Origin of the sequence: Mycobacterium sp. IS-1264 (genome assembly GCF_001954195.1) — a bacterium.
GTDB lineage: Bacteria > Actinomycetota > Actinomycetes > Mycobacteriales > Mycobacteriaceae > Mycobacterium.
In genome coordinates this window covers 119,842-141,615 of record NZ_MBES01000081.1, presented here as the reverse complement: position 1 = coordinate 141,615, position 21,774 = coordinate 119,842, and the positions used below count along the sequence as shown (strand labels likewise).

Here is a 21,774-nt window from a genome sequence, read left to right as displayed (position 1 = left end):
GCGGCAGTATTGGCCAACACCGGCGGCAACTGCTCACCGGTCAGGGCTTGGCGTGGCCCCAGATCGGCGGCCTCGTTAATCCGCCGGGCTGCTTCGGCCTTGCTGATCAGCGTTCGCTCGGCGATCGCGTGCGACAGCTTGCCACCCAACTCCTCCGGAGTGGCTTGGCGGGCAACGTGATTGATCAATTTGTGCTCCGGGGCCGGTAACCGTCGCCGCCAGCGTTCACTGCGCTCCAACAGTCCCAGGCACTCCGGGGTGGTCAGCGCGTCGAATTCCAGCCGCGCCACACCGTCGAGCGCGGCGTCTACCGCGTCGAACGCAGCCGTGATCGCGTCACGATCGACAATCCCGCCCGAACTCATACCGCGAAGCTATCCGAGCCCACCGACAAAAACGCCACCCAGGGACTGCTGAAACTAAAGTGGCGCAAGTGATTTAGCGCCATGACGTTTTATGCGCGCGACTTAGTATTCGTGTGTGACTGGCTCGTATTCATACACGTTCGACGACATCCGGAACCGCCCCGTCGCGGTGATCGGGGCGGGCACGCTGGGGCGCCGCATCGCGCTGATGTTCGCCAGCCGCGGCGGAACCGTTCGAATCCATGCCCGGCGGGCCGAACAGCTCGCGGAAGCGACGCAGTATGTCGCCGAGTCGCTACCGCAGCTGGTGTCTGAGCAAGGCTTTGGCGAGGTCGGCGTCGCAACCGCCACGACATCGCTGGGCGAAGCGTTGGACGACGCCTGGCTTGCCGTCGAGTCCGCCCCGGAGAAGCTCGAAATCAAGATCCCGCTGTGGGGTCAGATCGACCAGGTGGCACCGGCGAACACGATCTTCGCGACGAATTCCTCGTCCTACCCGTCACGGCTGATGGCCGAAAACGTGCGCGACAAAACACGTTTGTGCAACATGCATTTCTACATGCCGCCTCAGGTCAATGCTGTCGACCTGATGTCCGACGGCGAGACCGACCGCGGCCTGCTCGACACCTTGCTGACCGTCCTGCCCGAGTTCGGCGTGCATCCCTTCGAGGCGCGCAAGGAGTGCACCGGGTTCATCTTCAACCGCATCTGGGCGGCCATCAAGCGGGAGTCGCTGGCCGTCGTCGCCGAGGGCGTGGCCCGTCCCGAAGATGTCGACGGCATGTTCAGAGTCAACTGGGGGGTGCCGGCCGGGCCGTTTCAGATGATGGATCTGGTCGGCCTGGATGTCGTGCTCGATATCGAAAACCACTACGCGCAAGAGTTTCCGCACCTACCGAAGCACGTGCGCGAGTTGTTGCAGGCCTACATCGATGCCGGCAAGCTCGGCATCAAGACCGGCGAGGGCTTCTACTCGTATCGCTGAGTCAGTTGCTGAGCACCAGGCGCCAGCTGCCGGGAGCCACGCGATCCGGGACGCACCAGAAGTTGTTCCAGTTACCCGGCGTCGTCGCCTTCACGCCCGGCCCGGCGTCCTGACACGCGGCCCGAGTCGGATAGTTGCCCTCGGTCTGAATCGTGTCGGCGTTGGCGGTGCCAACCCCGGCGGTCAGCAGCCCCACAACGGCCAGCGCGCCGGCGGCGGCGATCGTCGCGCCGCGGGTCTTCTTCATCGATCGCTTCGGTTCCATCGAGTCCTCCTGTGATGTTGCATGGACCAGCATTAACGTGGAGTGTAGTCAACTGACTACACTCCACGCAAGGGTCATTATTAAGCACGTGTAGTGCGGGCGATGTCCGCGGTGATAGCACCCGTGACCAGGATCAGATGGTGCGGTGAAATCCCGACATCCCAGCCGCGCCGGCCGGCGCTGCACAGCACGCGGTCCCAGTTCAACGCGGAGCTGTCCAGCACCGTGCGCAGCCGCCGGCGCTGACCAAACGGGGAGATGCCGCCGACCACGTAGCCGGTGGCCCGCCCGGCGGCGCCGGGTTCGGCCATGCCGGCCTTCGCCGCGCCCAACGCCGCGGCGACCGCCTTCAGCGACAATCGCGACGGCACCGGAACAATTGCGACCGCCAATTCGCCGGGCAGCGCGACGACCAGCGTCTTAAACACCTGATCGGGTGCGACGTCACCGGACGCCGACAAGTCGCCGACGTTCTCGAATCGCAAAACCTCATGCGGCACACCGGCTTTGGCCAGCTCCGCTAGCGCCGGCGTGGCAGCGCCCGCCACGCTAGGGCCCGCTGTATCCCGGTGGGTTGACGCCGTCGACCCAGAAGTCGACGCCGAGTTGCGCGCCCGGCACGCAGTTGTACACCGACAAGTCGGTGACGCCGGACTCGACCAGCACGTCCTCGCACAGCAGCGTGTTGCCGGTGTATTCGCGTGCCGGCTTGTTGAGGATGACGTAGGCAGCGTCGGAATACACCTCGGGCTTGCGGGCCCGGCCCATCGCCTCTTCACCGCCGAGCAGGTTCTGCACCGCTGCGGTGGCCACCAAAGTGCGCGGCCACAACGTGTTCGACGCGATGCCGTCGGCGCGAAGTTCCTCGGCCATCCCGAGCGCGCACAGCGTCATGCCGAACTTAGCCATCATGTACGCCGTCGGCTTCAGCCACTCCTTGCCGAGCAGCACCGGCGGCGACAGCGTCAGAATGTGCGGGTTTTCGCGGCCTTTCAAATGCGGAATGCACGCCTGCGACACCGCGTACGTGCCGCGCACCTGGATCCCGTTCATCAGGTCGAACCGTTTCATCGGCACCTCGGTGATGGACCCGAGGTTGATCGCTGAGGCGTTGTTCACGCAGATATCGATGCCGCCGAATTGCTCGACGGTCTTGGCCACGGCGGACTCAACGGAATCGGGGTCGCGGACATCTCCGACGATCGGCAGCGCCTGTCCGCCCGCCTCCTCCAGCTCCTTGGCCGCGGTGTACACCGTGCCCGGCAGCTTCGGGTGCGGGTCCGCGGTCTTGGCGATCAGGGCGACGTTCGCGCCGTCTTGCGCGGCGCGCTTGGCGATCGCGAGGCCGATGCCGCGACTCGCGCCGGAGATGAACATGGTCTTGCCCTGGAGGGGCTTCGCGTGGGACATGGCGTCACACTAACGTCCCGCCGCAACCGGCCCGGGTGGGGGACCGGGCGCGGAAAGGCCAGGAAATAGCGCGCCGGCCAACGCTGTTAAACCAGCAGGTTACTGATGCGCCTGGGCAGGCCCGGGCGGGCGGTGTCGGAAGCAGCCTTTAGATTGGGAGGAGCAGTCTGGTGTCAACGGCGACGAGCCTGTTGACTCGCGTTCCTGCGAGTCCGGTGGAGCTTTCGACGCTGCCCGGCGACACCGCAGCAGAAGGGACCGTGTTGACCGATATGGCCGACCCCCAAGATGGCCGAGAGGATGGCGGCCTCGCGGCCCCCGAAGAGACCGACGAGGAACTGACCGCGCGTTTCGAACGCGACGCGATTCCCCTGATCGACCAGCTCTACGGCGGCGCCCTGCGCATGACGCGCAACCCCGCGGACGCCGAGGACCTGCTGCAAGAGACCATGGTGAAGGCCTACGCGGGATTTCGTTCCTTCCGGGCCGGCACCAACCTCAAGGCGTGGCTGTACCGGATCCTGACCAACACCTACATCAACAGCTACCGCAAGAAGCAGCGCCAGCCCGCGGAGTATCCGACCGAGGCGATCACCGACTGGCAGTTGGCGTCCAATGCCGAGCATTCCTCCACGGGGCTGCGCTCGGCCGAGGTCGAAGCCCTGGAGTCGCTGCCGGACACCGAGATCAAAGAGGCGCTGCAGGCGTTGCCGGAAGAGTTCCGGATGGCCGTTTACTACGCCGACGTCGAGGGCTTCCCCTACAAAGAGATCGCCGAGATCATGGACACGCCGATCGGGACGGTAATGTCTCGGCTGCACCGCGGCAGACGTCAGCTGCGCGGATTGCTGGCCGACGTGGCCAAGGAGCGAGGGTTCAACCGCGGCCCACAGGCGCACGAGGAGGTGTCGTCATGAGCGAGTTTTCCGGCCCGGTCGACTCGTGCCCCGACGACGATTCCCACGGCAGCATCGGGTGTGCCGAAGTCATCGCGGAGGTATGGACGCTGCTCGACGGCGAATGCACGCCCGAGGCCAAGGAGCGGCTGCGCCAGCATCTGGAGGCCTGCCCCGGGTGCTTCAAGCATTACGGGCTCGAGGAGCGGATCAAGGCGCTGATCGCCACCAAGTGCAAGGGGGAGAAGGCCCCCGACGCCTTAAAGGAGCGCCTCCGGCTGGAGATCCGCCGGACGACGATCATCCGGGGCCTGGAGTAGCGCGCCGACTAACGCCCGCGGCTACGAGTTGGGCCGTTTGCCGTGGTTGGCTTTGCTGTACTTGCGGTCGCGCTTCTTGCGGCCACGCTTGGCCATGTTCTCGAACCTCCGGGATTGCTGGGATGCCAGTTCTTAGGCTGCCGGGCGCCGCGCGCCCGCATGTTGCCGCCCAGTCTCTCACGAGACGCCGCGCGCCACGTCGACGGCCCGCGCGCCGCGGTCTGGGCCGGTCTTGTGGTTCGATATACAGGACCAGCAGCCAGCATGCGCAGTCGCCGAAACGTGTGGGGCCGAAACGAGTGGGGTGAAGATGGCCGAGGATGTTCGCGCCGAGATCGTGGCCAGCGTGCTCGAAGTCGTTGTCAAAGAGGGTGACCAGATCGGCAAGGGCGACACGGTGGTGCTGTTGGAATCGATGAAGATGGAGATCCCGGTCCTGGCCGAGGTCGACGGCACCGTGAGCAAGGTGAGTGTCTCGGTCGGCGATGTCATTCAGGCGGGCGACCTCATCGCCGTCATCAGCTAGGCCCCGGAAATAGGCCCCGGAAAAAGCTTGGCCGATGTCCACTCTCGGTGATCTGCTTGCCGAGCACACCATGCTGCCCGGCAATGCGGTGGATCACTTGCACGCGGTGGTCGGGGAATGGCAGCTGCTGGCGGACCTGTCATTCGCCGATTACCTGATGTGGGTCCGCCGCGACGACAGCGTGCTGGTGTGCGTGGCGCAATGCCGGCCGAATACCGCGCCGACGGTTCTGCAGACCGACGCGGTGGGTAGCGTCGTCGACGCCGACCGGCTGCCGCTCGTCGCCGAAACCTTCAGTTCGGGCGAGATCGGCCGGGAAAGTGTTGTGGGGCAACAGCATTCGTCGCAGCTGCCCGGTCAGCACGTTGCGGCGTCCCCGGTTCGCTACGGCGACCAGGTGGTCGCGGTGCTGACCCGGCACCAAACCGCGGTAGCCGCCGATCGCACGTCGGGTCAATTGGAGACGGCCTACCGGGATTGCGCCGAGGACCTCGTTCACATGCTCGCCGAGGGCACCTTTCCCGACGTGGGGGACGTGGCCATGTCGCGCTCGACCCCGAGGGCGGGCGACGGCTTCATCCGTCTCGACGTCAACGGCGTGGTCGCCTACGCCAGCCCCAACGCGCTGTCGGCCTACCACCGGATGGGCCTGACGACGGAGTTGGAGGGGCACAACCTCATCGAAATCACGCGGCCGCTGATCTCCGACTCGTTCGAGGCGCAGGAGATGGCCGAGCACGTGCAGGACCTGCTGGCCGGCGGGAAGAGCATGCGGATGGAGGTCGACGCCGGCGGCGCGACGGTGCTCCTGCGCACGCTGCCACTGGTGGTGCACGGCTCGAGCGCCGGGGCTGCGGTGCTGATCCGCGACGTCACCGAGGTGAAGCGGCGCGACCGGGCCCTGATCTCCAAGGACGCCACGATCCGCGAGATCCACCACCGCGTGAAGAACAACCTGCAGACCGTGGCGGCGCTGCTGCGCCTGCAGGCCCGCCGCACGGTCAATGCCGAGGGCCGGGAAGCCCTGATCGAGTCGGTGCGCCGGGTGTCCTCGATCGCGCTGGTGCACGACGCGTTGTCGATGTCGGTGGACGAACAGGTGAACCTCGACGAAGTCATCGACCGGATCCTGCCGATCATGAACGACGTCGCGTCCGTGGACCGGCCGATCCGGATCAACCGGGTCGGCGACCTGGGCGTCCTGGACTCCGATCGCGCGACGGCGCTGATCATGGTCATTACCGAGCTCGTGCAGAACGCGATCGAGCACGCGTTCGACCCCGCGGCCGCGGAGGGGTCCGTGACGATTCGCGCCGAGCGTTCCGCGCGCTGGCTCGACGTCGTGGTGCACGACGACGGGCGTGGTCTGCCCGAGGGGTTCAACCTGGAAAAGTCCGACAGCCTGGGCCTGCAGATCGTGCGGACCCTGGTGTCGGCGGAGCTGGACGGCACGCTGGGCATGAGCGAAGCCTCCGAGCGCGGCACCGATGTGGTGTTACGGGTGCCGATCGGCCGCCGGACCCGATTACTGCTCTAGTACCCACGCAACAGTGCGGCCCCGACGATTGTCAGGGCCGCACTGTAAGTGGAGAAACTGGGTCAGACTCCGCTACGGGCCTTCGTCCGGGCGTTGCGGCGCTTCAGCGCGCGCCGCTCGTCTTCGCTCATTCCGCCCCAGACGCCCGAGTCCTGGCCGGTGTTCAGAGCCCAGGCGAGACACTCTGTGGTCACCGAGCACCGATTGCAGACCAGTTTCGCGTCAGCGATCTGCGCGAGCGCCGGACCGCTATTCCCCACCGGGAAGAACAGCTCCGGGTCCTCGTCGCGACAGACCGCCTTGTGGCGCCAATCCATACGTTGTTACTCCTCACTGAGTGCGCAGCAAGCCGCACGGGCATTTTCTTCGGCTGTTAAGCGTGCACAAGAAAAGGTTTCCGTACCTTACGAATTTTCTGCATGCAACCTTTCGATCGTTTCACAGGCACAACAGATGTCAATAGCATCAGTTAGCTCGTGGGCTATCTCACTTTGGCGATCTCGTACCCATAGCCTCACTCCGTTGTACTACACTGCGCGGCCGCCGCCGCCCGGACCAATTTTCCGCGGGCCCGATCGATGCCGCGTTATCGCAGCTCAGGTATATTTTTCGCGGGCGGTGCGGCGACCGCGAGCAGGTCGGGGACCGACCGGAACGTCATGGTTTCGCGCAGGCCGAGATAATCGCCGTCGAACTGGCTGGGAATCGGGCCGGCGGTCGAGGTCACGCGGACCCAGGCCGCGTCGTCGTCGCGCACTACTTGCTTCACATTCGGCTTGGGGCCCTTCGAGAGGATCTGGCGCAGCACGTTCAGCGTCGGCAGCACCTTCATGCCGTCGAGCGCGAAGACGCCGAGGCCCGACTCGAAGGTGCAGCTGGGGTTGGTGACCAGCGGCCGGTTGTTGCTGTAGGTCCACGGACTGGTGTTGGACACCCACACGAAGTGCACGCCTGGGACGGGATCACGGTCGGGTAGCTCCAGGGTGAGCACCGGGTCGCGGCGCCTGAACGCGAGCGTGATGGGAATCGCCACCCGCCAATAGCGCAGCGCGTTGACCTTGACGCCCTTGTCGCGTTGGGCCTCCACCGCGGCCACCACCTCCGCGTCGACGCCCATCCCGGCGTTGACCAGCGCCCAGCGCTCGCCGCAGTCGATCAACCCGATGCGGCGCCAGGTCTGGTGCCGGCGGTAGTCGTCGAGCAGCTGGATGAGCTGGTTGGTGGCGGCGACGGGGTCCTGGGCGATGCCCAGCGACCGGGCCAGCACGTTCGCCGAGCCGCCGGGCACCACCGCGAGCGCGGGCAGGTGCTCGGCCCGCGCCGCGCCGGGATGGCCGAGCAGACCGTTGACCACCCCGCTCACCGTGCCGTCGCCGCCGTGCACGACGACCAGGTCAACCCCGTCGGCGGCGGCCGCCTGCGCGATTTCGCCGCCGTGACCGCGGTGGCTGGTGTGCTCGACGGTGAGCTGAAGGCGGCTTTTCAGCGCGTGCGCCAGCAGATCGCGAGCGGCCGGGGTGGTGGAAGTGGCTGTGGGATTCACGATCAGCACGGCGCGCATGATGGACGAGCTTATGCGGGGCGGTTAAGACCCCGCTGTGGGGGAACCGGCCGCTCGCGGGGCCCGGTGGGCCGGCCTGACTACGCTGACGCTGTGAATTCGCCGGCCCCGACTCCCGCCCCAACCACGGTGCGCGTCGCGGGATGGATCGTCGCGGCGCAGGGCGTGGCCGCCCTGGCGATGGCCGCGGTGCTGGTGGTGCGCGGGATCGCCGGAGCCGACCAACGCGTGGTCAACGGCCTGGGCACCGCGGTCTGGTTCGTCCTCGCGGGTGCCGTGGTGCTCGCCGCGGGGCGGGCGCTGGTAATCGGCAAGCGTTGGGGCCGCGGGCCGGCGGTGTTCACCCAGCTGCTCCTGCTGCCGATTTCCTGGTATGTGGCGGTGGGCTCGCATCAGCCGGCGTTCGGGATTCCCGTCGGTGCCCTGGCGCTGAGCGCACTGATCCTGCTTTTTACTCCGGCGTCGGTGCGCTGGGCCGCCGGCGGCGATCAGCGTGGTCCGGCCAGCTCGGCCAACGGCGGACCGGACAGCCGATAGGTGGTCCACTCCCGCTGCGGTTGCGCGCCGATTTCGTCATACAGCGCAATGGCATTGGCGTTCCAGTTCAGCACGGCCCACGACAATCGCGTATAGCCGTTGTCAACGCACTCGCGCGCCAGCGCCCTCAGTAGCGCGCGGGCCAGGCCGCGGCGGCGAAACCTCGGGCGGACGAACAGGTCTTCGAGGTAGATTCCCGCGACGCCGTCCCACGTGGAGAAGCTGAGAAACCACAGCGCCATCGCCGCGATCTCGCCGTCGACTTCCGCGACGTGACCGTGCACCATCGGCGGACTAGCGAAAAGCGCTGTGGAAACGTGTGTTTCGGTCACCGTGCACTGTTCGGCGGCGCGTTCGAATTCGGCCAGCCCGTGGATCATTTCGGCAATATCGGCGCAGTCTTGTCGTGCGGCGCGGCGGACAATTACGCTCATTGGTCGACTCCCAGCGCGCCCAGTATCGTGGCGAATTTCGTTGTCGTCTCGTCGACTTCGTCATCGGGATCCGATTCCGCGACGATGCCGCCGCCGGCGTGCGCGACGGCCGTGCGACGGTCCGCCGACAGCTGCGCGCAGCGAAGGGACACCACCCAGCGTCCGTCGCCGCGGGCGTCGCACCAGCCCACGGCTCCCGCGTAGAAACCACGGTCCCCTTCGAGCTCGGCGATGAGCTCGGCCGCTGCCTTGGTCGGCACCCCGCCGACCGCGGGGGTGGGATGCAGCGCCAATGCCAGATCGATTGCGGTAGTTGACTTGTCACGCAAGCGACCGCTGATCGGTGTGCACAGGTGCCACACCGCGGCCGTGCGATTCAATTGCGGCTCGGAAGCGATCGTCAGGTCGTCGCACAGCGGCTCCAGGGCGGCCCGCATGGTATCGATGACCAGCTGGTGCTCGTGACGGTTCTTGGCCGAGTCCGCCAGGGCCGCGCCGTTGGCGGCGTCGAGGTCCGCGTCGCGGGCGCGGGGCGCCGAGCCGGCGAACGGCCGGCACTCGACGCGGTCGCCGAAGCGAGCGACCAGAAGTTCGGGGCTGGCGCCCACCAGCGCCGCACCCGCGTAGTCTCCGCCCGCCGCGGTCAGGTCGACGAGATAGCCGTAGGCGGCCGGGTCGGCGGTCACCAGCCGGCGCAACAGGACGCGCGCGTCCAGCGGAGCATCGGCGACCAGCCGCAGGGCGCGCGCGAGCACGACCTTGTGCAGCGGGCTGCCCGGGACGGTGAGCCGGTCCCGGGCCCGGCTAATCCGGACGCGGTAGTCGGCGGGTGGCGGGACGGCGGCGGCGACCCGCACCGCCGGCAGTGGGCCGGTCGGCCAGTCGGACGGGCCGTCGGTGCGCAGCACGGTGTTCGGCACCAGCAGCGCGGCGGGTGCGTGGAGGTCGAAAGGCAACGCGCCCAACACGATTGGGGCCGACCCCGATCGCAGCGCCGCTTGCGCCGCCCGCACGTCGCGGTAGCGCGTCCGCACCCCGTCGGCGACCAGGGTCCCGCGCGGCCCGCATAGCGCGAACGGCGGCTCGGTTGCTGTCACTGACCGGTCAACCCGAGCGCACAGAGTTGCCGCACCCCGTGCTCGAAGCCGCAGACGGCGATGGAGGCGGTGATCATCCCGAAGCGGCGGCCTTCGACGAGCGGCAGCTCGACCCACCGCGTGATGACCGCGCGGGAGAAATGGCCATGGCTCACGAACAACACGTCGCGCGAATCCATGTGCTCCAACGCCATCGCGACGGCCCGGTCGGCGCGCTCGCTGACCTGCGCGACGCTCTCGCCGCCGGGGCATCCATGCGTCCACACCAGCCAGTCGGGCACCGACTCCTGGATCTGCGACGTGGTCAGGCCCTCATACGACCCGTAGTCCCACTCGGCGAGCAGTGGTGACACCTCGTCGACGGTGAGCCCGGCCAACTGGGCGGTCGTCAGGGAGCGTCGCCGCGGGCTGCTGATCACCAGCGGGTCAACGAGATTCAGTTCGCCCAGCGCCCGCCCGGCCAGCTTGGCCTGCGTGCGGCCGGCATCGGTCAGCTCGACCTCGGTGCGGCCGGTGTGCTGGCCCGATTTCGACCACTCGGTCTCGCCGTGGCGCAGCAGCACCAGACGGTGATTGTGCAAGCCCATGCCGACAGATTCTGCCGGACGACATGCCGGCCCCGTCGGCCGAAGCGCACGGCGGTCGAACATGCCAGGATGGGCACTGTGACCGCGGCAACAATGTGGAGGGCGGGTGCTTGTGAGTAAGACCCGGGTACTGGCGGTGGCCAACCAGAAGGGCGGGGTGGCCAAGACCACGACCGTCGCCTCGCTGGGTGCGGCGATGGTGGAGAGCGGCCGGCGGGTGCTGCTTGTCGATCTCGACCCGCAGGGCTGTCTGACCTTCTCGCTCGGCCACGATCCCGACAAGCTACCGGTGTCGGTGCACGAAGTGCTGCTCGGTGAGGTCGAGCCCAACGCCGCGCTGGTCACGACGATGGAGGGAATGACGCTGCTACCGGCCAACATTGACCTGGCCGGCGCCGAGGCGATGCTGCTGATGCGGGCGGGCCGCGAGTATGCGCTCAAACGAGCACTCGCCAAGGTTTCCGACGACTTCGACGTGGTGATCGTCGACTGCCCGCCGTCGCTCGGTGTGCTCACCCTCAACGGGCTCACGGCCGCGGACGAGGTCATCGTGCCGTTGCAGTGCGAGACGCTGGCTCACCGCGGCGTCGGCCAATTCCTGCGGACCGTCGCCGACGTCCAGCAGATCACCAACCCGAATCTGCGGATGCTGGGCGCGCTGCCGACGCTGTACGACTCCCGCACCACGCACACCCGCGACGTGCTGGTCGATGTCGCCGACCGCTACGACCTGCAGGTGCTCGCCCCGCCGATCCCGCGCACGGTGCGCTTCGCCGAGGCCAGCGCGTCCGGCTCGTCGGTGATCGCCGGGCGCAAGAACAAGGGCGCGACCGCCTACAAGGAGCTGGCGAAGGCGTTGATCAAGCACTGGAAGTCCGGCAAACCGCTGGCGACCTTCGCGGTAGAGATTTAGCGGCGCGCGGTCAGCCCAGCGCGACCACGGTGTCGCCGCGCTGCTCGAACACCCTGGAACCGGATACCGCCGGGACGACGGGCGTTCCCGGCTGCGCCCGGCTGGCCGCCCGATCGACCGAGATGTAGCGCTCGCTCGAGCCGTTGACCGGGTTATAGACGCCGATCGCGCCGGTGACCGGCACCAGCAGCTTGCCCGCCATCATCACGCCGGGCCCAAGCGGCGCCGTCGTCTCGCCGGCGGCGATGGTATAGCGCGGGGTCAGACTGTTCGCGTCGAAGACCATGACGGAATCGCCGGTCCACCAGGTCACCAGGTTGCCCGCCTGGGACACCCCCGCTTGGGACGCGAGAGCCGAGCTCGACGGCGGCTTGGGCAGCAGGGTGCTCGACACGGTGGTGCCGGTGTCGTCGATCACGTCGACCCTGGGCTGCCCGCCGGAACCGCCGGGCAGATACACCGCGGTGTTGTTCTCCCGGACGGCCAGCACGCGGGCGCCCGAATCCGCCGTGATCCCGGGTTCGGACACGACGTGTTGTTGGGGTTCGTCGTCTTCCTTGGCCGGGCGCAGCAGGACAAGCCGTACATCCGCCTGATTCACGCAGCTTTCGAACACCGAGACCGCCGACGAGCTGGCGGCCGCCGAGACCAGCCGGCATCCGGAGTGCAGGCCCCGCGCCGACGGTTTCACCCGGGCATCGGTTTCCCCGTAGGCCAGCATCCGCACCATGTCCGAGCGCCAGAGTTCCAGCCGGGTAGCGCCCGCCGACAACACCGTCGTGCCGTCGGAGGAGAGGCGGACCTGCGGATCGGCGGTACCGCTGCGTGCGGGCCCGCGGCGACCCGTCGAGCCGTCCAGCGTGCTGACCTGACCGCAACCGCGGTCGTCCCGGTAGACCGCGACGGCGAAGCGGTAGAGCCACGTCACCCCGCAGAGATCCGTGTCGCGCGCGTAGCTCCAGCGTGACTGGCCGGTGCCGGCGTCGCGCCCGTCGAGCCGGCGTCTGTCGGCGGTGGTGACCGTCCCGCCGACCACGATGGGTGCGGTGGTGCCGACACTCTTCGCCGTCCACAGCTGATGCAGGGTCGCCGGCACTTCGCGGGCCGGCGTCGGGTTGGGCGCGGCGATGGCGGCCGGCCGGCTGATGGCGGCCCGCGCGTCGCTGGTCCACCAGATCAGTGCGGCGGTCGCGGCGACGACGACCGCGATCGCCGCGGCGGCCATGACGTCGCCCTTGGTCCGGCGTTCGGGTCTGACCATGCCGCGGCGTGGGCTCAGTTGGCGATTGCGGAGGCGGCGGTGGTTTCGGCGGGCTTGCGGCGGCGACGGCGGCGCCGGTTGGTTCCGCTGCCGTTGGGGCTCGCCTGAGTCTCGGCGTCTCCGCCATTGCCACTGCCATCGCTGGCGGCTCCGTTGCCGGCCGGGTGGCCTGAGACGGGCTGCCCGCCGCGGGTGCGACGCCGCCTCGCGCCGGAGCGGCCCGACTTCTGGGCCGAGCTTCGACCCGAGCTCTCGCCCGAGCTTCGACCCGAGCTCGGGCCCGAGCCCTTGGTGTCGCGGCGCTTGACCGGCGACTTACGCGGCGTGCCGACCTTGCCGCCGGCCTCGGCCGGGATGCCCAGCTCGGCGTACAGGTGCGGTGAGTTGGAGTAGGTCTCGGCCGGGTCGGGGGTGTCCAGGCCCAGCGCCTTGTTGATCATCGACCAGCGGGGCAGCTCGTCCCAGTCCACCAGGGTGACCGCGACGCCGGCCTTGCCGGCGCGGCCGGTGCGGCCGATCCGATGCACGTATGCCTGTTCGTCCTCGGGAATCTGGTAGTTGATGACGTGGGTGACGTCGTCGATGTCGATGCCGCGGGCGGCCACGTCGGTGGCGACCAGCACGTCGATGTCGCCGGTCCGGAATGCCTTGAGCGCCTTCTCGCGCGCTATCTGCCCGAGGTCGCCGTGCACCGCGCCGACCTTGAAGCCCCGTTCGGCCAGCTCGTCGGCAACCTTCTGCGCGGTGCGCTTGGTGCGGGTGAAGATCATGGTGGCGCCGCGGTCGTTCGCCTGCAACACCCGGCTGACCAGCTCCACCTTGTCCAGCGCGTGGGCGCGGTAGACGAACTGTTCGGTGGTGTCGTGGGTGGCGGCCGAGTGCGGGGCCTCGGCGCGGATGTGGGTGGGCTGGTTCATGAAGGTGCGGGCCAGCGTGATGATCGGGTCCGGCATGGTCGCCGAGAACAGCATCGATTGCCGGTCGGCCGGAATCTGGCGCAGAATGCGCTCGATGTCGGGCAGGAAGCCCAGGTCGAGCATCTCGTCGGCCTCGTCGAGCACCAGCACCGAGAGCCCGCCGAGCTGCAGGTGACCCTGCTGGCATAGGTCGAGCAGCCGGCCCGGGGTGCCCACGACGACGTCGGCGCCGGTGCGCAGCGCCTCGATCTGCGGCTCGTAGGCCCGGCCGCCGTAGATCGACACCACCGACAGCGGGCGGCCGCCCTCGGCGGTCAGGTACTTGGCCGCCGTGGCCAGGTCGCCGGTGACCTGCAGGCAGAGCTCGCGGGTCGGCACGACGACCAGCGCGCGAGGCGTGCCGTTGAGCGGCCGGGCTTGAGCGTTCGAGCCGCCGGCGGTGATCCGCTGCAGCAGCGGCACGCCGAACGCGAAGGTTTTGCCCATGCCGGTGCGGGCCTGGCCGATCACGTCGTCGCCGGCCAGAGCCAGCGGCAAGGTCAATTCTTGGATGGCAAAAGGACTTTCGATGCCTTCTTCGGCAAGCGCGCGCACGACTTCGTCGCGGACGCCGAGCTTGGCAAACGTATTTTGGGGGGTCAGTTCAGTTGCGCTTGTGAGTGCGGTCATACGGGGGTGTTGTGCCTTTCGGTGACGTCTTCGGTTGGTCGGTTTTTCTGTCGCGGTCACGCGCGCACGAATTCCGACTTCACGTCGCCGAGTCGCGGGCCCCTGCTTCGTTTAGGGCGGGCCAGCTGTGCACGCACATTTCGCCGGTGGCAACGGCAGAAGAAATACCGCCACCACCTCCAAGCATGATAGCTGGTCAACAGCCGGCACCCATCTTCCGCCAGGTCCGGCGACTAGAGTGTTGCCCATGTCCCCGCCCCTTCCCGGGCCCTCCTCCGCCGATCAGGTGGACGATTCGCCTACCCCACGCCTCACCGCGGACCACCCCGGCGTCAACGAACTGTTCGCGGTGCTCGCCTACGGCGAGATAGCCGCGTTCTACCGCCTGACCGACGAGGCTCGCATGGCCCCTGACCTGCGGGGTCGCATCTCGATGGCGAGCATGGCCGCCGCCGAGATGCAGCACTACGAGTTGCTGCGCGACGCCCTGGAAAGCCGCGGCGTGGACGTGGTGTCGGCGATGTCGAGGTACGCGTCGACATTGGAGAACTACCACCGGCTGACGACGCCGAGCACCTGGCTGGAAGCCCTGGTGAAGACGTACGTCGGCGACGCTTTGGCCGCCGACCTCTACCTGGAAATCGCCGACGTGCTGCCCGACGAAGTCGCCGATGTGGTGCGGGAGGCCCTGTCGGAGACCGGGCATTCCCAGTTCGTCGTCGCGGAGGTGCGCGCGGCCGTGACCGGCAGCAGCAAGCAGCGCAGCCGGCTCGCGCTGTGGGCGCGTCGCCTGTTCGGCGAGGCCATCACCCAGGCGCAATACCTGCTGGCCGATCACGACGAGCTGGTCGACCTGGTGGTCTCCGGTGCCGGCGGCCTGAGCCAGCTCGGCGCGTTCTTCGACCGGCTACAGCAAACCCACGACCGGCGGATGCACGAGCTCGGCCTCAGCTGACCCTTAACGGGTGCAGGTCGCCATGATCGAGTTGTTGGCCGAGACCGCCACCGCTTGACCCTCGGCGTTGACGATCGAGCAATTCAGCCGGCCGTAAATGCTGGTCGCGACGACCGACTCGGTCTGCACGCCCGGATTCAGCACAACGACTTTGGACCAGGGCAGCGACACGTTGAACTCGGTCTGCGGGTAGCCCTGGGCGTCGGTGTAGACGATGTTCACCAGGTCCAGCAGCTGCTTCGTCCCGGTCACGGTGTAGAGGACGGTACGTGGGTTCACCGCGATCGGTGGCGGCGCGGCCGTGGCGGGCGGCGCGGCCGTAGGCGCCAGGGTCGGCGCGGTGGTCGGCGGCTGCGTCGGAGCCGCGCGGGGCGTCGTCACGGTGGTGACCGTTTCCTGCGGCAGCGGCGATTGGCTCGGCGCCGCGCTGGGCGGGCTCGTGGTCCGCGGCGCGGAGGTCAGCGTTTGCGGGGCGGGTCCCACCGTCGCCTTGGTCGATGCGCTGTCGCCGCTGTTGAGGACGACGGCGGTTGCGATCGCTCCGAGCGCGACCACGGCGGCGAGAATGGCCGTGACCGGGCGCACGCGAAAGTCGGCCGGCCAGCCCGTCCAGCTGTAATCGCCCTCGGACCCGGCCCGGTACAACTCCTCGGTGTCGCCGTCGGCGTCACGGTCAAAGTCGTAGTCACGGCCGTAGTCGTCGTAGTCGTAGTCGTAGTCGTCGTAGTCGAGGTCGTAGTCGTCGCGGCCCGGGCGGGCGCGAACCCTGTCGATAGGGGGCAGTGTGGTACCCATGGTGCCGAAGTTAGCCATGTGAAAACACGGATCCGGCGTCGAACCCGGGGGTAGGCCCAGCTGGTAGCCAATCGTTACCTGTCCGCGATCGACGTTTCGCTCACCGCGTAGCCCGCCGTGGGCCCGGGGCGCGCCGCGCGCTTGGCGCATCCACTAGCCTGCTGCTGACACGCCTGCGACTTCACCGCTACCGCAAGCTGCTACTGGAACCGCTCATGGAAGGGGCCACTGTGGAGGTCAAAATCGGTATCTCGGACAGTCCGCGCGAGCTGGTCTTCTCCAGCGCGCAGACACCGGGTGAAGTCGAAGATGTCGTAGCCGCCGCGCTGCGGGAGGGCGCGGGCCTGGTCAGCCTGAGCGACGACAAGGGCCGTCGCTTCCTGGTTCAGACCGACAAGATCGCCTACGTCGAGATCGGCGCGGCCGACGCGCGCCGGGTCGGCTTCGGAATCGGGGCGGAGTCTGCCGCCAAAATCGTTGGGAAGGCCGCTAAGAGCGAGTGAGCGGCACGTGTGACAGACCGCCCCACGCGAACTGAACGGTGCCCTCGACGGCGTCCGACTTGGAGATCGGACGATCGGAGTCCAGCCAGTACCTGGCGCAGTCCACGCTGATCCCGACCAGTCCCACCGCGATCATCCGGGCGCGGTGCGGATCGAGGCCGGAGTCCTCGCTGATCAGTGCGAACACCGCGTCGATGCACGACTCGGTGGCGACGCGCACCTGCGCGGCGACCTCGGGTTCGGTGACGTAGTCGTTCTCGAAAATCAGCCGGTAGCCCTGGCTGTCGTGCTCGATGAAGTCGAAGAACGCCTGCACCGCCGAATGCAGCCGCCGGCGGTTGTCGGTGGTGGTGCTCAGCGCCTGCTGCACTCCCGACACCAGGTTGTCCACGTGCCGATGAAGCACGGCCAGGTACAGCTCCAGCTTGCTTGAAAAATGTTGGTACAGAACGGGTTTGCTGACACCTGCCCGTTCGGCGATCTCGTCCATGCCGGCCGCGTGGTAGCCACGGTTGACAAAGACGTCGCTGGCCACGACGAGCAATTGGCCGCGACGCTCATCGCGGGGAAGCCTGTTGCCGCGCCGGTTCGGGGTCGCCACGCCGTCTCCCGGCCGAGGGGCGCCCGGTTTGACGGCACGTCGTGCCGCCGCCTTGGCGAGTTCGCTCATCGAGTCCTCATCTAGTTGGTGGCATCTCGTTGGTGGCAAATCTGTTGGGTGGCAACTGACTCCTCGGATGCCCCGGGTCAGCCGCGCGCGGCTCGTCGCACAGACATTACTACCCGTGGCGTCCCCGCGGCCGTCATCGGCGCCGCATTCGGGCGCGCCAGGGACAACCTCCGTGCGGGCTGTGCCATTCTGGGGCAATGACGTCCCAGCAGCCCGGGCGCGGCACCGGCCAGGTTCCCGTGCTGCGTGACGAGTGGCGAGAACCACTGCGGGCCCAGCGGGATCCGATTGGGCGCGATCCGATCGGGCGGGGATCCGGGCGGGCTCGGGCCGATCGTGGACGGCGCCAGTGGCGCAAACAAACATGGTTGGGACGGTTCGTGTCCACCTACGGCTGGCGGGCATACGCGCTGCCCGTCCTGGTGGCGCTCACCGCCGTGGTCATCTACCAGACGGTCACGGGCACGGGCGCGCCGAAGCCGACGGCGAGCCAGCCCATCCAGGGGCCGCCGGACATCGGCGCGGTGGGCACCGCGATCATCGACGCGCCACCGCGCGGGTTGGCCACGTTCGACGCCGACCTGCCGGCCGGGACGCTGCCCGACGGCGGCCCCTTCTCCGAGGCGGGCGACAAGACCTGGCACGTCGTGCCCGGAACCACCCCGCAGCTCGGCCAGGGCACCGCGAAGGTGTTCAAGTACACCGTCGAGGTCGAGAACGGCATCGACCCCTCGATGTTCGGCGGCGACATGGCATTCGCCCAAATGGTCGACCAGACACTGGCCAATCCCAAGGGCTGGACACACAACCCGCAATTCGCGTTTGTCCGGGTCGACGGCGGCAATGGGGTCAAGCCCGACTTGCGGATTTCGCTGGTGTCCCCGGTGACCGTGCGCGAGGGATGCGGCTACGAATTCCGGCTGGAGACGTCGTGCTACAACCCGGTATACGGCCCGGAACGGCAGGCGCGGGTTTTCATCAACGAGGCGCGCTGGGTGCGCGGAGCCGTACCTTTCGAAGGCGACGTCGGCTCCTACCGGCAGTACGTGATCAATCACGAGGTCGGCCACGCCATCGGGTACGTGCGTCACGAGCCGTGCGACAAGCAAGGTGGCCTGGCGCCGGTGATGATGCAGCAGACGTTCTCCACATCCAACGACGACGCCGCCAAGTTCGACCCCGACTACGTCAAGGCGGACGGCAAGACCTGCCGATTCAATCCCTGGCCCTACCCGATCGCATAGTCGCGGGCGGGCACTGCGCGGCCCGGGGAAGCAACCGTCGGTGTTTGCCGTTGTTTCGGGCAACTGCTGTGATGGATAGAGCTAACGAAAGCCAACCGAGGAGATATTCGGTGTCGACGTCCCAGGCGTCCCAGACCTCCCAGGCGTCGTTGCCGCCGCTGGTCGAGCCCGCACCCCAGCTGAGTCGCGATGAGGTGGCCCGCTACAGCCGTCATCTGATCATTCCCGATCTGGGCGTCGACGGGCAGAAGCGGCTGAAGAACGCGCGGGTGCTGGTGATCGGTGCCGGCGGGCTCGGGGCACCGGCGTTGCTGTATCTGGCCGCGGCCGGCGTCGGCACCATCGGCATCGTCGACTTCGACGTGGTCGACGAGTCGAACCTGCAGCGCCAGATCATCCACGGCGTCGCCGACATCGGGCGGTCCAAGGCCCAGTCGGCACGCGACTCGATCGCCGCGATCAACCCGCTCGTCGACGTGCGATTGCACGAATTCAGGCTGGAGCCCGACAACGCCGTCGACCTGTTCACGCAGTACGACCTGATCCTGGACGGCACCGACAATTTCGCCACCCGGTATCTCGTCAACGACGCCGCGGTGCTGGCCGGGAAGCCGTACGTGTGGGGCTCGATCTACCGCTTCGAGGGCCAGGTGTCGGTGTTCTGGGAGGACGCCCCCGACGGGCGCGGCCTCAACTACCGCGACCTGTACCCGGAGCCCCCGCCGCCCGGCATGGTGCCGTCCTGCGCCGAAGGCGGTGTGCTGGGCATCATCTGCGCTTCCATCGCGTCCGTCATGGGCACCGAGGCCATCAAGCTGATCACCGGAATCGGCGAGCCGCTGCTGGGCCGGCTGATGATCTACGACGCACTCGAGATGAGCTACCGCACGATCAACATCCGCAAAGACCCGTCGACGCCCAAGATCACCGAGCTGATCGACTACGAGGATTTCTGCGGCGTGGTATCCGAGGATGCCGCCGAGGCGACCGCCGGCTCCACCATCACCCCGCGGGAATTGCGCGAGCTCCTCGACTCCGGCAAGAAGCTGGCGCTGATCGACGTCCGCGAGCCGGTGGAGTGGGACATCAATCACATCGAGGGCGCGCAGCTGATCCCGCAGTCGTTGATCAACTCCGGGGAGGGTCTGGCGAAGCTGCCGCAGGACCGGATGCCGGTGCTGTATTGCAAGACGGGGGTGCGCTCGGCCGAGGCGCTGGCCACCCTGAAGAAGGCCGGATTCTCCGACGCAGTGCATCTGCAGGGCGGAATCGTGGCCTGGGCCCAGCAAATGCAGCCCGACATGGTGATGTACTGACGCAATTCCGCAGGTGGGCTCGTTTAGGCTGGTTTGCGTGACCCTCGAGCCGCCGCCCGAACTTGTGCTGACGGCGTTCGGTTTGACCGGTGTCAAGCCCGTCGCCCTCGGCGCCGGCTGGGAAGGCGGCTGGCGATGCGGCGAAGTCGTGTTGTCGATAGTGGCCGACCACGCCCGCGCCGCCTGGTCGGCGCGGGTCCGCGAGACGCTGTTCGTCGACGGGGTGCGCCTGGCCCGGCCGGTCCGCTCCACCGACGGACGCTACGTCGTCTCGGGGTGGCGAGCCGACACGTTCGTCGCCGGCACACCGGAAGCCCGGCACGACGAGGTGGTCTCGGCGGCGGTGCGGCTGCACGAAGCCACCGGCAAACTGGAACGCCCGCGATTCCTGACTCAGGGGCCCACCGCGCCGTGGGGAGACGTCGACGTCTTCATCGCCGCGGACCGCGCCGCGTGGGAGGAGCGGCCGCTGGCCTCGGTGCCGCCGGGAGCACGCACCGCGCCGCCGAGCGCGGACGCCCAGCGGTCGGTCGAGCTGATCCACCAGCTGGCCACCCTGCGCCGGCCGACCAAGAGCCCCAACCAGCTGGTGCACGGAGACCTTTACGGCACAGTGCTTTTCATCGGCACGGCCGCACCGGGGATCACCGACATCACGCCGTACTGGCGGCCCGCGTCGTGGGCCGCGGGCGTCGTCGTCGTCGACGCGTTGTCCTGGGGCGAGGCCGACGACGGACTGATCGAACGCTGGAGCGCGCTGCCGGAGTGGCCACAGATGTTGTTGCGCGCGTTGATGTTTCGCCTCGCGGTGCATGCCCTGCATCCGCGGTCGACGGCGGAAGCCTTCCCGGGCCTGGCCCGCACCGCGGCGCTGGTCCGGTTGGTGCTCTGAATCTCTAAGTCCGGGACGGGAACTCGTAGCGCACCTCGCGCAGCGGAATCTTGCCGTCGACGGCGAGAATCCCCTCGGCGCGCAGTAGTTCCAGCTGCCGGGTGGTGAGATGTCGCGCGGGGCGCCCCGACGCCGTGATGACGCGGTGCCAGGGCAGGTCGGAGGAGTCGATCCGCATGATCCACCCGACTATGCGGGGACTGGAAAGCCCTGCGACGGCAGCGATGTCGCCGTAGGTAGCGACCCGGCCGGATGGGATGGACGCGACCAGCGAGCGCACCCGCTCGACCTGCTCGTCGGTCACCTGCGCCATGATCAGCGACCTTCCAACTGTGCGCGGGCAAGCGCGGCCACTTCCGCGTGCTTGGCGTAGGGCACCATGTGATTGCACTCGAAATCGAGCAACCGGAAATCGGGTCCCAAACGTTGTCGAAGCCCCGCGACGAGCCGGTCGGTGACGTAGGGCGGCGTCGTCCACATCGCCCGCACCAGCGTCGTCGCCGTTCCCGCCGGCGGAAACACGATGTCGCGGGCCAACTCGCTCCAATACGACATCATCGCCGGCAGGCTGACGCGCCAGCCGTACCGTCCGCTCGGCAGTTCGATCAGGTGCTCGTCGAGCTCGGCGTCCAGCAGGGCGGGATCCACATCCGACCACGAGCCGGTCGTCTTTTCCATGCGGGCTTCGGCGGCGTCCGGATAGTCGGGCGAGGAAAGCATGGCGTCGGCGATCTCCCGCATCCAGGTTCCGTCCAGGCCGACGGCCGGATCGAGCAGCAGCAGGCCCGCCACCCGGTCGGGTCGGGCCGCCGCCAGATGCATTGCCAGCGCGCCTCCGAACGAGTGCCCGACCACCAGCACCGGCGCCCCACCTTTGGCGGCCTCGGCGTCGAGGAGCGCCGCGAACGCCGAGACGTTGGCCTCGATGTTCCACGGCGCGGCCCACGACGATCTGCCGTGGCCGAGCAGATCGGGTGCCGCGACGGCGATTTCGGGCAGCGCGTCGGCCAGTTTCTGCCAGCGCTGCCCGTGGCCGGTCAACCCATGCAGGGCGAGCATCCGCACCGGGCCGGCGGGGCCGTAGCGGTGCACGTGAAGGTCGCCGGTCACGCGTCGATC

27 protein-coding genes are annotated in these 21,774 nt (G+C 68.1%); 12 read left to right on the top strand and 15 right to left on the bottom strand.

The window, feature by feature from the left end; all coding sequences use genetic code 11:
• Positions 1-365: DUF222 domain-containing protein (locus A5744_RS22305; protein ID WP_139331454.1), on the bottom strand; the 365-nt coding region annotated here is incomplete at its 3' end.
• Between the two features lie 115 nt (positions 366-480).
• Here A5744_RS22305 and A5744_RS22300 point away from each other — a divergent pair.
• Complete coding sequence (locus tag A5744_RS22300) at positions 481-1,350, top strand: 3-hydroxyacyl-CoA dehydrogenase family protein (protein ID WP_076064538.1); 870 nt, start codon at positions 481-483, stop codon at positions 1,348-1,350.
• A gap of 1 nt (position 1,351) precedes the next feature.
• Here the strand turns inward: A5744_RS22300 and A5744_RS22295 are convergent, their stop codons facing one another.
• The 3 genes from A5744_RS22295 to A5744_RS22285 all read right to left on the bottom strand — a co-directional run bounded on the left by A5744_RS22295 (position 1,352) and on the right by A5744_RS22285 (position 3,025).
• The gene (locus tag A5744_RS22295; RefSeq protein ID WP_076064556.1) at positions 1,352-1,615 is read right to left on the bottom strand and encodes a hypothetical protein; all 264 of its coding nucleotides are present in this window, start codon (positions 1,613-1,615) and stop codon (positions 1,352-1,354) included.
• An 80-nt stretch (positions 1,616-1,695) separates the two neighbouring features.
• The gene (locus tag A5744_RS22290; RefSeq protein ID WP_076064537.1) at positions 1,696-2,163 is read right to left on the bottom strand and encodes a YbaK/EbsC family protein; all 468 of its coding nucleotides are present in this window, start codon (positions 2,161-2,163) and stop codon (positions 1,696-1,698) included.
• A 1-nt stretch (position 2,164) separates the two neighbouring features.
• Complete coding sequence (locus tag A5744_RS22285) at positions 2,165-3,025, bottom strand: NAD(P)-dependent oxidoreductase (protein ID WP_076064536.1); 861 nt, start codon at positions 3,023-3,025, stop codon at positions 2,165-2,167.
• A 272-nt stretch (positions 3,026-3,297) separates the two neighbouring features.
• On the opposite strand from A5744_RS22285, the gene sigH reads away from it, so the two are divergent.
• The 4 genes from sigH to A5744_RS22265 all read left to right on the top strand — a co-directional run bounded on the left by sigH (position 3,298) and on the right by A5744_RS22265 (position 6,304).
• Entirely contained in the window at positions 3,298-3,942 is a 645-nt protein-coding gene (sigH, locus tag A5744_RS22280; RefSeq protein ID WP_170874566.1) for a sigma-70 family RNA polymerase sigma factor SigH, read from the top strand.
• A complete protein-coding gene (gene rsrA, locus A5744_RS22275) occupies positions 3,939-4,241 on the top strand; it encodes a mycothiol system anti-sigma-R factor (RefSeq protein ID WP_076064534.1) in 303 nt (100 codons plus the stop codon). Before sigH ends, rsrA begins: the two co-directional genes overlap by 4 nt.
• A 310-nt stretch (positions 4,242-4,551) precedes the next feature.
• Positions 4,552-4,767: a biotin/lipoyl-binding carrier protein gene (locus A5744_RS22270; protein ID WP_076064555.1), complete on the top strand. Its 216-nt coding sequence runs from the start codon at positions 4,552-4,554 to the stop codon at positions 4,765-4,767.
• Positions 4,768-4,801: 34 nt separating this feature from the next.
• Entirely contained in the window at positions 4,802-6,304 is a 1,503-nt protein-coding gene (locus A5744_RS22265; protein ID WP_076064533.1) for a sensor histidine kinase, read from the top strand.
• 62 nt (positions 6,305-6,366) lie between these two features.
• Here A5744_RS22265 and whiB1 read toward each other — a convergent pair whose 3' ends face one another.
• Together whiB1 and A5744_RS22255 are read right to left on the bottom strand one after the other, a co-directional pair.
• Positions 6,367-6,621, bottom strand: a complete 255-nt coding sequence (gene whiB1, locus A5744_RS22260; protein ID WP_068070345.1) for a transcriptional regulator WhiB1 — start codon at positions 6,619-6,621, stop codon at positions 6,367-6,369.
• Positions 6,622-6,890: 269 nt separating this feature from the next.
• Complete coding sequence (locus A5744_RS22255; protein WP_076064532.1) at positions 6,891-7,865, bottom strand: diacylglycerol kinase family protein; 975 nt, start codon at positions 7,863-7,865, stop codon at positions 6,891-6,893.
• Between the two features lie 93 nt (positions 7,866-7,958).
• Here A5744_RS22255 and A5744_RS22250 point away from each other — a divergent pair, with 93 nt between their 5' ends.
• Entirely contained in the window at positions 7,959-8,402 is a 444-nt protein-coding gene (locus A5744_RS22250; protein WP_083679371.1) for a hypothetical protein, read from the top strand.
• Here the strand turns inward: A5744_RS22250 and A5744_RS22245 are convergent.
• From A5744_RS22245 to A5744_RS22235, 3 genes are read right to left on the bottom strand one after another with little or no spacing between them, the layout of a single operon-like run.
• Positions 8,354-8,836, bottom strand: a complete 483-nt coding sequence (locus A5744_RS22245; RefSeq protein ID WP_076064530.1) for a GNAT family N-acetyltransferase — start codon at positions 8,834-8,836, stop codon at positions 8,354-8,356. The two genes, A5744_RS22250 and A5744_RS22245, sit on opposite strands and share 49 nt — an antisense overlap.
• Entirely contained in the window at positions 8,833-9,933 is a 1,101-nt protein-coding gene (locus A5744_RS22240; RefSeq protein WP_076064529.1) for an isochorismate synthase, read from the bottom strand. The genes A5744_RS22245 and A5744_RS22240 overlap by 4 nt, the downstream gene beginning before the upstream one ends.
• Positions 9,930-10,520 carry an acid phosphatase gene (locus tag A5744_RS22235; RefSeq protein ID WP_076064528.1) on the bottom strand — a complete coding sequence of 197 codons (591 nt, stop codon included), beginning with the start codon at positions 10,518-10,520 and terminating at the stop codon, positions 9,930-9,932. The genes A5744_RS22240 and A5744_RS22235 overlap by 4 nt, the downstream gene beginning before the upstream one ends.
• A gap of 112 nt (positions 10,521-10,632) precedes the next feature.
• On the opposite strand from A5744_RS22235, the gene A5744_RS22230 reads away from it, so the two are divergent.
• Positions 10,633-11,433, top strand: a complete 801-nt coding sequence (locus A5744_RS22230; protein ID WP_076064527.1) for an AAA family ATPase — start codon at positions 10,633-10,635, stop codon at positions 11,431-11,433.
• Positions 11,434-11,443: 10 nt separating this feature from the next.
• Here the strand turns inward: A5744_RS22230 and A5744_RS22225 are convergent, their stop codons facing one another.
• Entirely contained in the window at positions 11,444-12,694 is a 1,251-nt protein-coding gene (locus A5744_RS22225) for a hypothetical protein (protein WP_076064526.1), read from the bottom strand.
• Positions 12,695-12,708: 14 nt separating this feature from the next.
• Positions 12,709-14,280, bottom strand: coding sequence for a DEAD/DEAH box helicase (locus tag A5744_RS22220; RefSeq protein WP_076064525.1), 1,572 nt, complete (start codon positions 14,278-14,280; stop codon positions 12,709-12,711).
• A 247-nt stretch (positions 14,281-14,527) separates the two neighbouring features.
• Between A5744_RS22220 and A5744_RS22215 the strand changes: the two genes are divergently transcribed.
• Positions 14,528-15,235: a ferritin-like fold-containing protein gene (locus A5744_RS22215; RefSeq protein WP_076064524.1), complete on the top strand. Its 708-nt coding sequence runs from the start codon at positions 14,528-14,530 to the stop codon at positions 15,233-15,235.
• A 3-nt stretch (positions 15,236-15,238) separates the two neighbouring features.
• Here A5744_RS22215 and A5744_RS22210 read toward each other — a convergent pair whose 3' ends face one another.
• Complete coding sequence (locus tag A5744_RS22210) at positions 15,239-16,030, bottom strand: MmpS family transport accessory protein (protein ID WP_076064554.1); 792 nt, start codon at positions 16,028-16,030, stop codon at positions 15,239-15,241.
• A 215-nt stretch (positions 16,031-16,245) separates the two neighbouring features.
• On the opposite strand from A5744_RS22210, the gene A5744_RS22205 reads away from it, so the two are divergent.
• Positions 16,246-16,533, top strand: coding sequence for a DUF3107 domain-containing protein (locus A5744_RS22205; protein WP_170874559.1), 288 nt, complete (start codon positions 16,246-16,248; stop codon positions 16,531-16,533).
• On the opposite strand, the gene A5744_RS22200 is transcribed toward A5744_RS22205, so the two are convergent.
• Positions 16,520-17,203, bottom strand: a complete 684-nt coding sequence (locus A5744_RS22200) for a TetR/AcrR family transcriptional regulator (RefSeq protein ID WP_076064523.1) — start codon at positions 17,201-17,203, stop codon at positions 16,520-16,522. The two genes, A5744_RS22205 and A5744_RS22200, sit on opposite strands and share 14 nt — an antisense overlap.
• A gap of 197 nt (positions 17,204-17,400) precedes the next feature.
• Here A5744_RS22200 and A5744_RS22195 point away from each other — a divergent pair, with 197 nt between their 5' ends.
• From A5744_RS22195 to A5744_RS22185, 3 genes are all read left to right on the top strand, one after another.
• The gene (locus A5744_RS22195) at positions 17,401-18,447 is read left to right on the top strand and encodes a DUF3152 domain-containing protein (RefSeq protein WP_076064522.1); all 1,047 of its coding nucleotides are present in this window, start codon (positions 17,401-17,403) and stop codon (positions 18,445-18,447) included.
• A gap of 110 nt (positions 18,448-18,557) precedes the next feature.
• The gene (gene moeZ / locus A5744_RS22190) at positions 18,558-19,763 is read left to right on the top strand and encodes an adenylyltransferase/sulfurtransferase MoeZ (RefSeq protein ID WP_076064521.1); all 1,206 of its coding nucleotides are present in this window, start codon (positions 18,558-18,560) and stop codon (positions 19,761-19,763) included.
• 37 nt (positions 19,764-19,800) lie between these two features.
• Entirely contained in the window at positions 19,801-20,655 is an 855-nt protein-coding gene (locus A5744_RS22185) for a TIGR02569 family protein (protein ID WP_076064520.1), read from the top strand.
• 4 nt (positions 20,656-20,659) lie between these two features.
• Here A5744_RS22185 and A5744_RS22180 read toward each other — a convergent pair whose 3' ends face one another.
• Together A5744_RS22180 and A5744_RS22175 are read right to left on the bottom strand one after the other, a co-directional pair.
• Positions 20,660-20,968 (bottom strand): MGMT family protein, encoded by a 309-nt coding sequence (locus A5744_RS22180; protein ID WP_076064519.1) that lies wholly within the window; start codon positions 20,966-20,968, stop codon positions 20,660-20,662.
• A 2-nt stretch (positions 20,969-20,970) separates the two neighbouring features.
• On the bottom strand, positions 20,971-21,765 hold the full coding sequence (locus A5744_RS22175) for an alpha/beta hydrolase (protein ID WP_076064552.1): 795 nt from the start codon (positions 21,763-21,765) through the stop codon (positions 20,971-20,973).
• Positions 21,766-21,774 lie beyond the last annotated feature (9 nt).

Bases quoted from the DNA above. Each gene is read 5' to 3' on its own strand.
- A5744_RS22265 (WP_076064533.1), top strand. From the start codon at position 4,802: ATGTCCACTCTCGGTGATCTGCTTGCCGAGCACACCATGCTGCCCGGC.
- A5744_RS22215 (WP_076064524.1), top strand. From the start codon at position 14,528: ATGTCCCCGCCCCTTCCCGGGCCCTCCTCCGCCGATCAGGTGGACGAT.
- A5744_RS22255 (WP_076064532.1), bottom strand. From the start codon at position 7,865: ATGCGCGCCGTGCTGATCGTGAATCCCACAGCCACTTCCACCACCCCG.
- A5744_RS22200 (WP_076064523.1), bottom strand. From the start codon at position 17,203: ATGAGCGAACTCGCCAAGGCGGCGGCACGACGTGCCGTCAAACCGGGC.
- A5744_RS22285 (WP_076064536.1), bottom strand. From the start codon at position 3,025: ATGTCCCACGCGAAGCCCCTCCAGGGCAAGACCATGTTCATCTCCGGC.
- A5744_RS22225 (WP_076064526.1), bottom strand. From the start codon at position 12,694: ATGGTCAGACCCGAACGCCGGACCAAGGGCGACGTCATGGCCGCCGCG.
- rsrA (WP_076064534.1), top strand. From the start codon at position 3,939: ATGAGCGAGTTTTCCGGCCCGGTCGACTCGTGCCCCGACGACGATTCC.
- whiB1 (WP_068070345.1), bottom strand. From the start codon at position 6,621: ATGGATTGGCGCCACAAGGCGGTCTGTCGCGACGAGGACCCGGAGCTG.
- A5744_RS22205 (WP_170874559.1), top strand. From the start codon at position 16,246: ATGGAAGGGGCCACTGTGGAGGTCAAAATCGGTATCTCGGACAGTCCG.
- A5744_RS22235 (WP_076064528.1), bottom strand. From the start codon at position 10,520: ATGGGCTTGCACAATCACCGTCTGGTGCTGCTGCGCCACGGCGAGACC.
- sigH (WP_170874566.1), top strand. From the start codon at position 3,298: ATGGCCGACCCCCAAGATGGCCGAGAGGATGGCGGCCTCGCGGCCCCC.
- A5744_RS22245 (WP_076064530.1), bottom strand. From the start codon at position 8,836: ATGAGCGTAATTGTCCGCCGCGCCGCACGACAAGACTGCGCCGATATT.
- A5744_RS22295 (WP_076064556.1), bottom strand. From the start codon at position 1,615: ATGGAACCGAAGCGATCGATGAAGAAGACCCGCGGCGCGACGATCGCC.
- A5744_RS22220 (WP_076064525.1), bottom strand. From the start codon at position 14,280: ATGACCGCACTCACAAGCGCAACTGAACTGACCCCCCAAAATACGTTT.
- A5744_RS22210 (WP_076064554.1), bottom strand. From the start codon at position 16,030: ATGGGTACCACACTGCCCCCTATCGACAGGGTTCGCGCCCGCCCGGGC.
- A5744_RS22195 (WP_076064522.1), top strand. From the start codon at position 17,401: ATGACGTCCCAGCAGCCCGGGCGCGGCACCGGCCAGGTTCCCGTGCTG.
- A5744_RS22270 (WP_076064555.1), top strand. From the start codon at position 4,552: ATGGCCGAGGATGTTCGCGCCGAGATCGTGGCCAGCGTGCTCGAAGTC.
- A5744_RS22180 (WP_076064519.1), bottom strand. From the start codon at position 20,968: ATGGCGCAGGTGACCGACGAGCAGGTCGAGCGGGTGCGCTCGCTGGTC.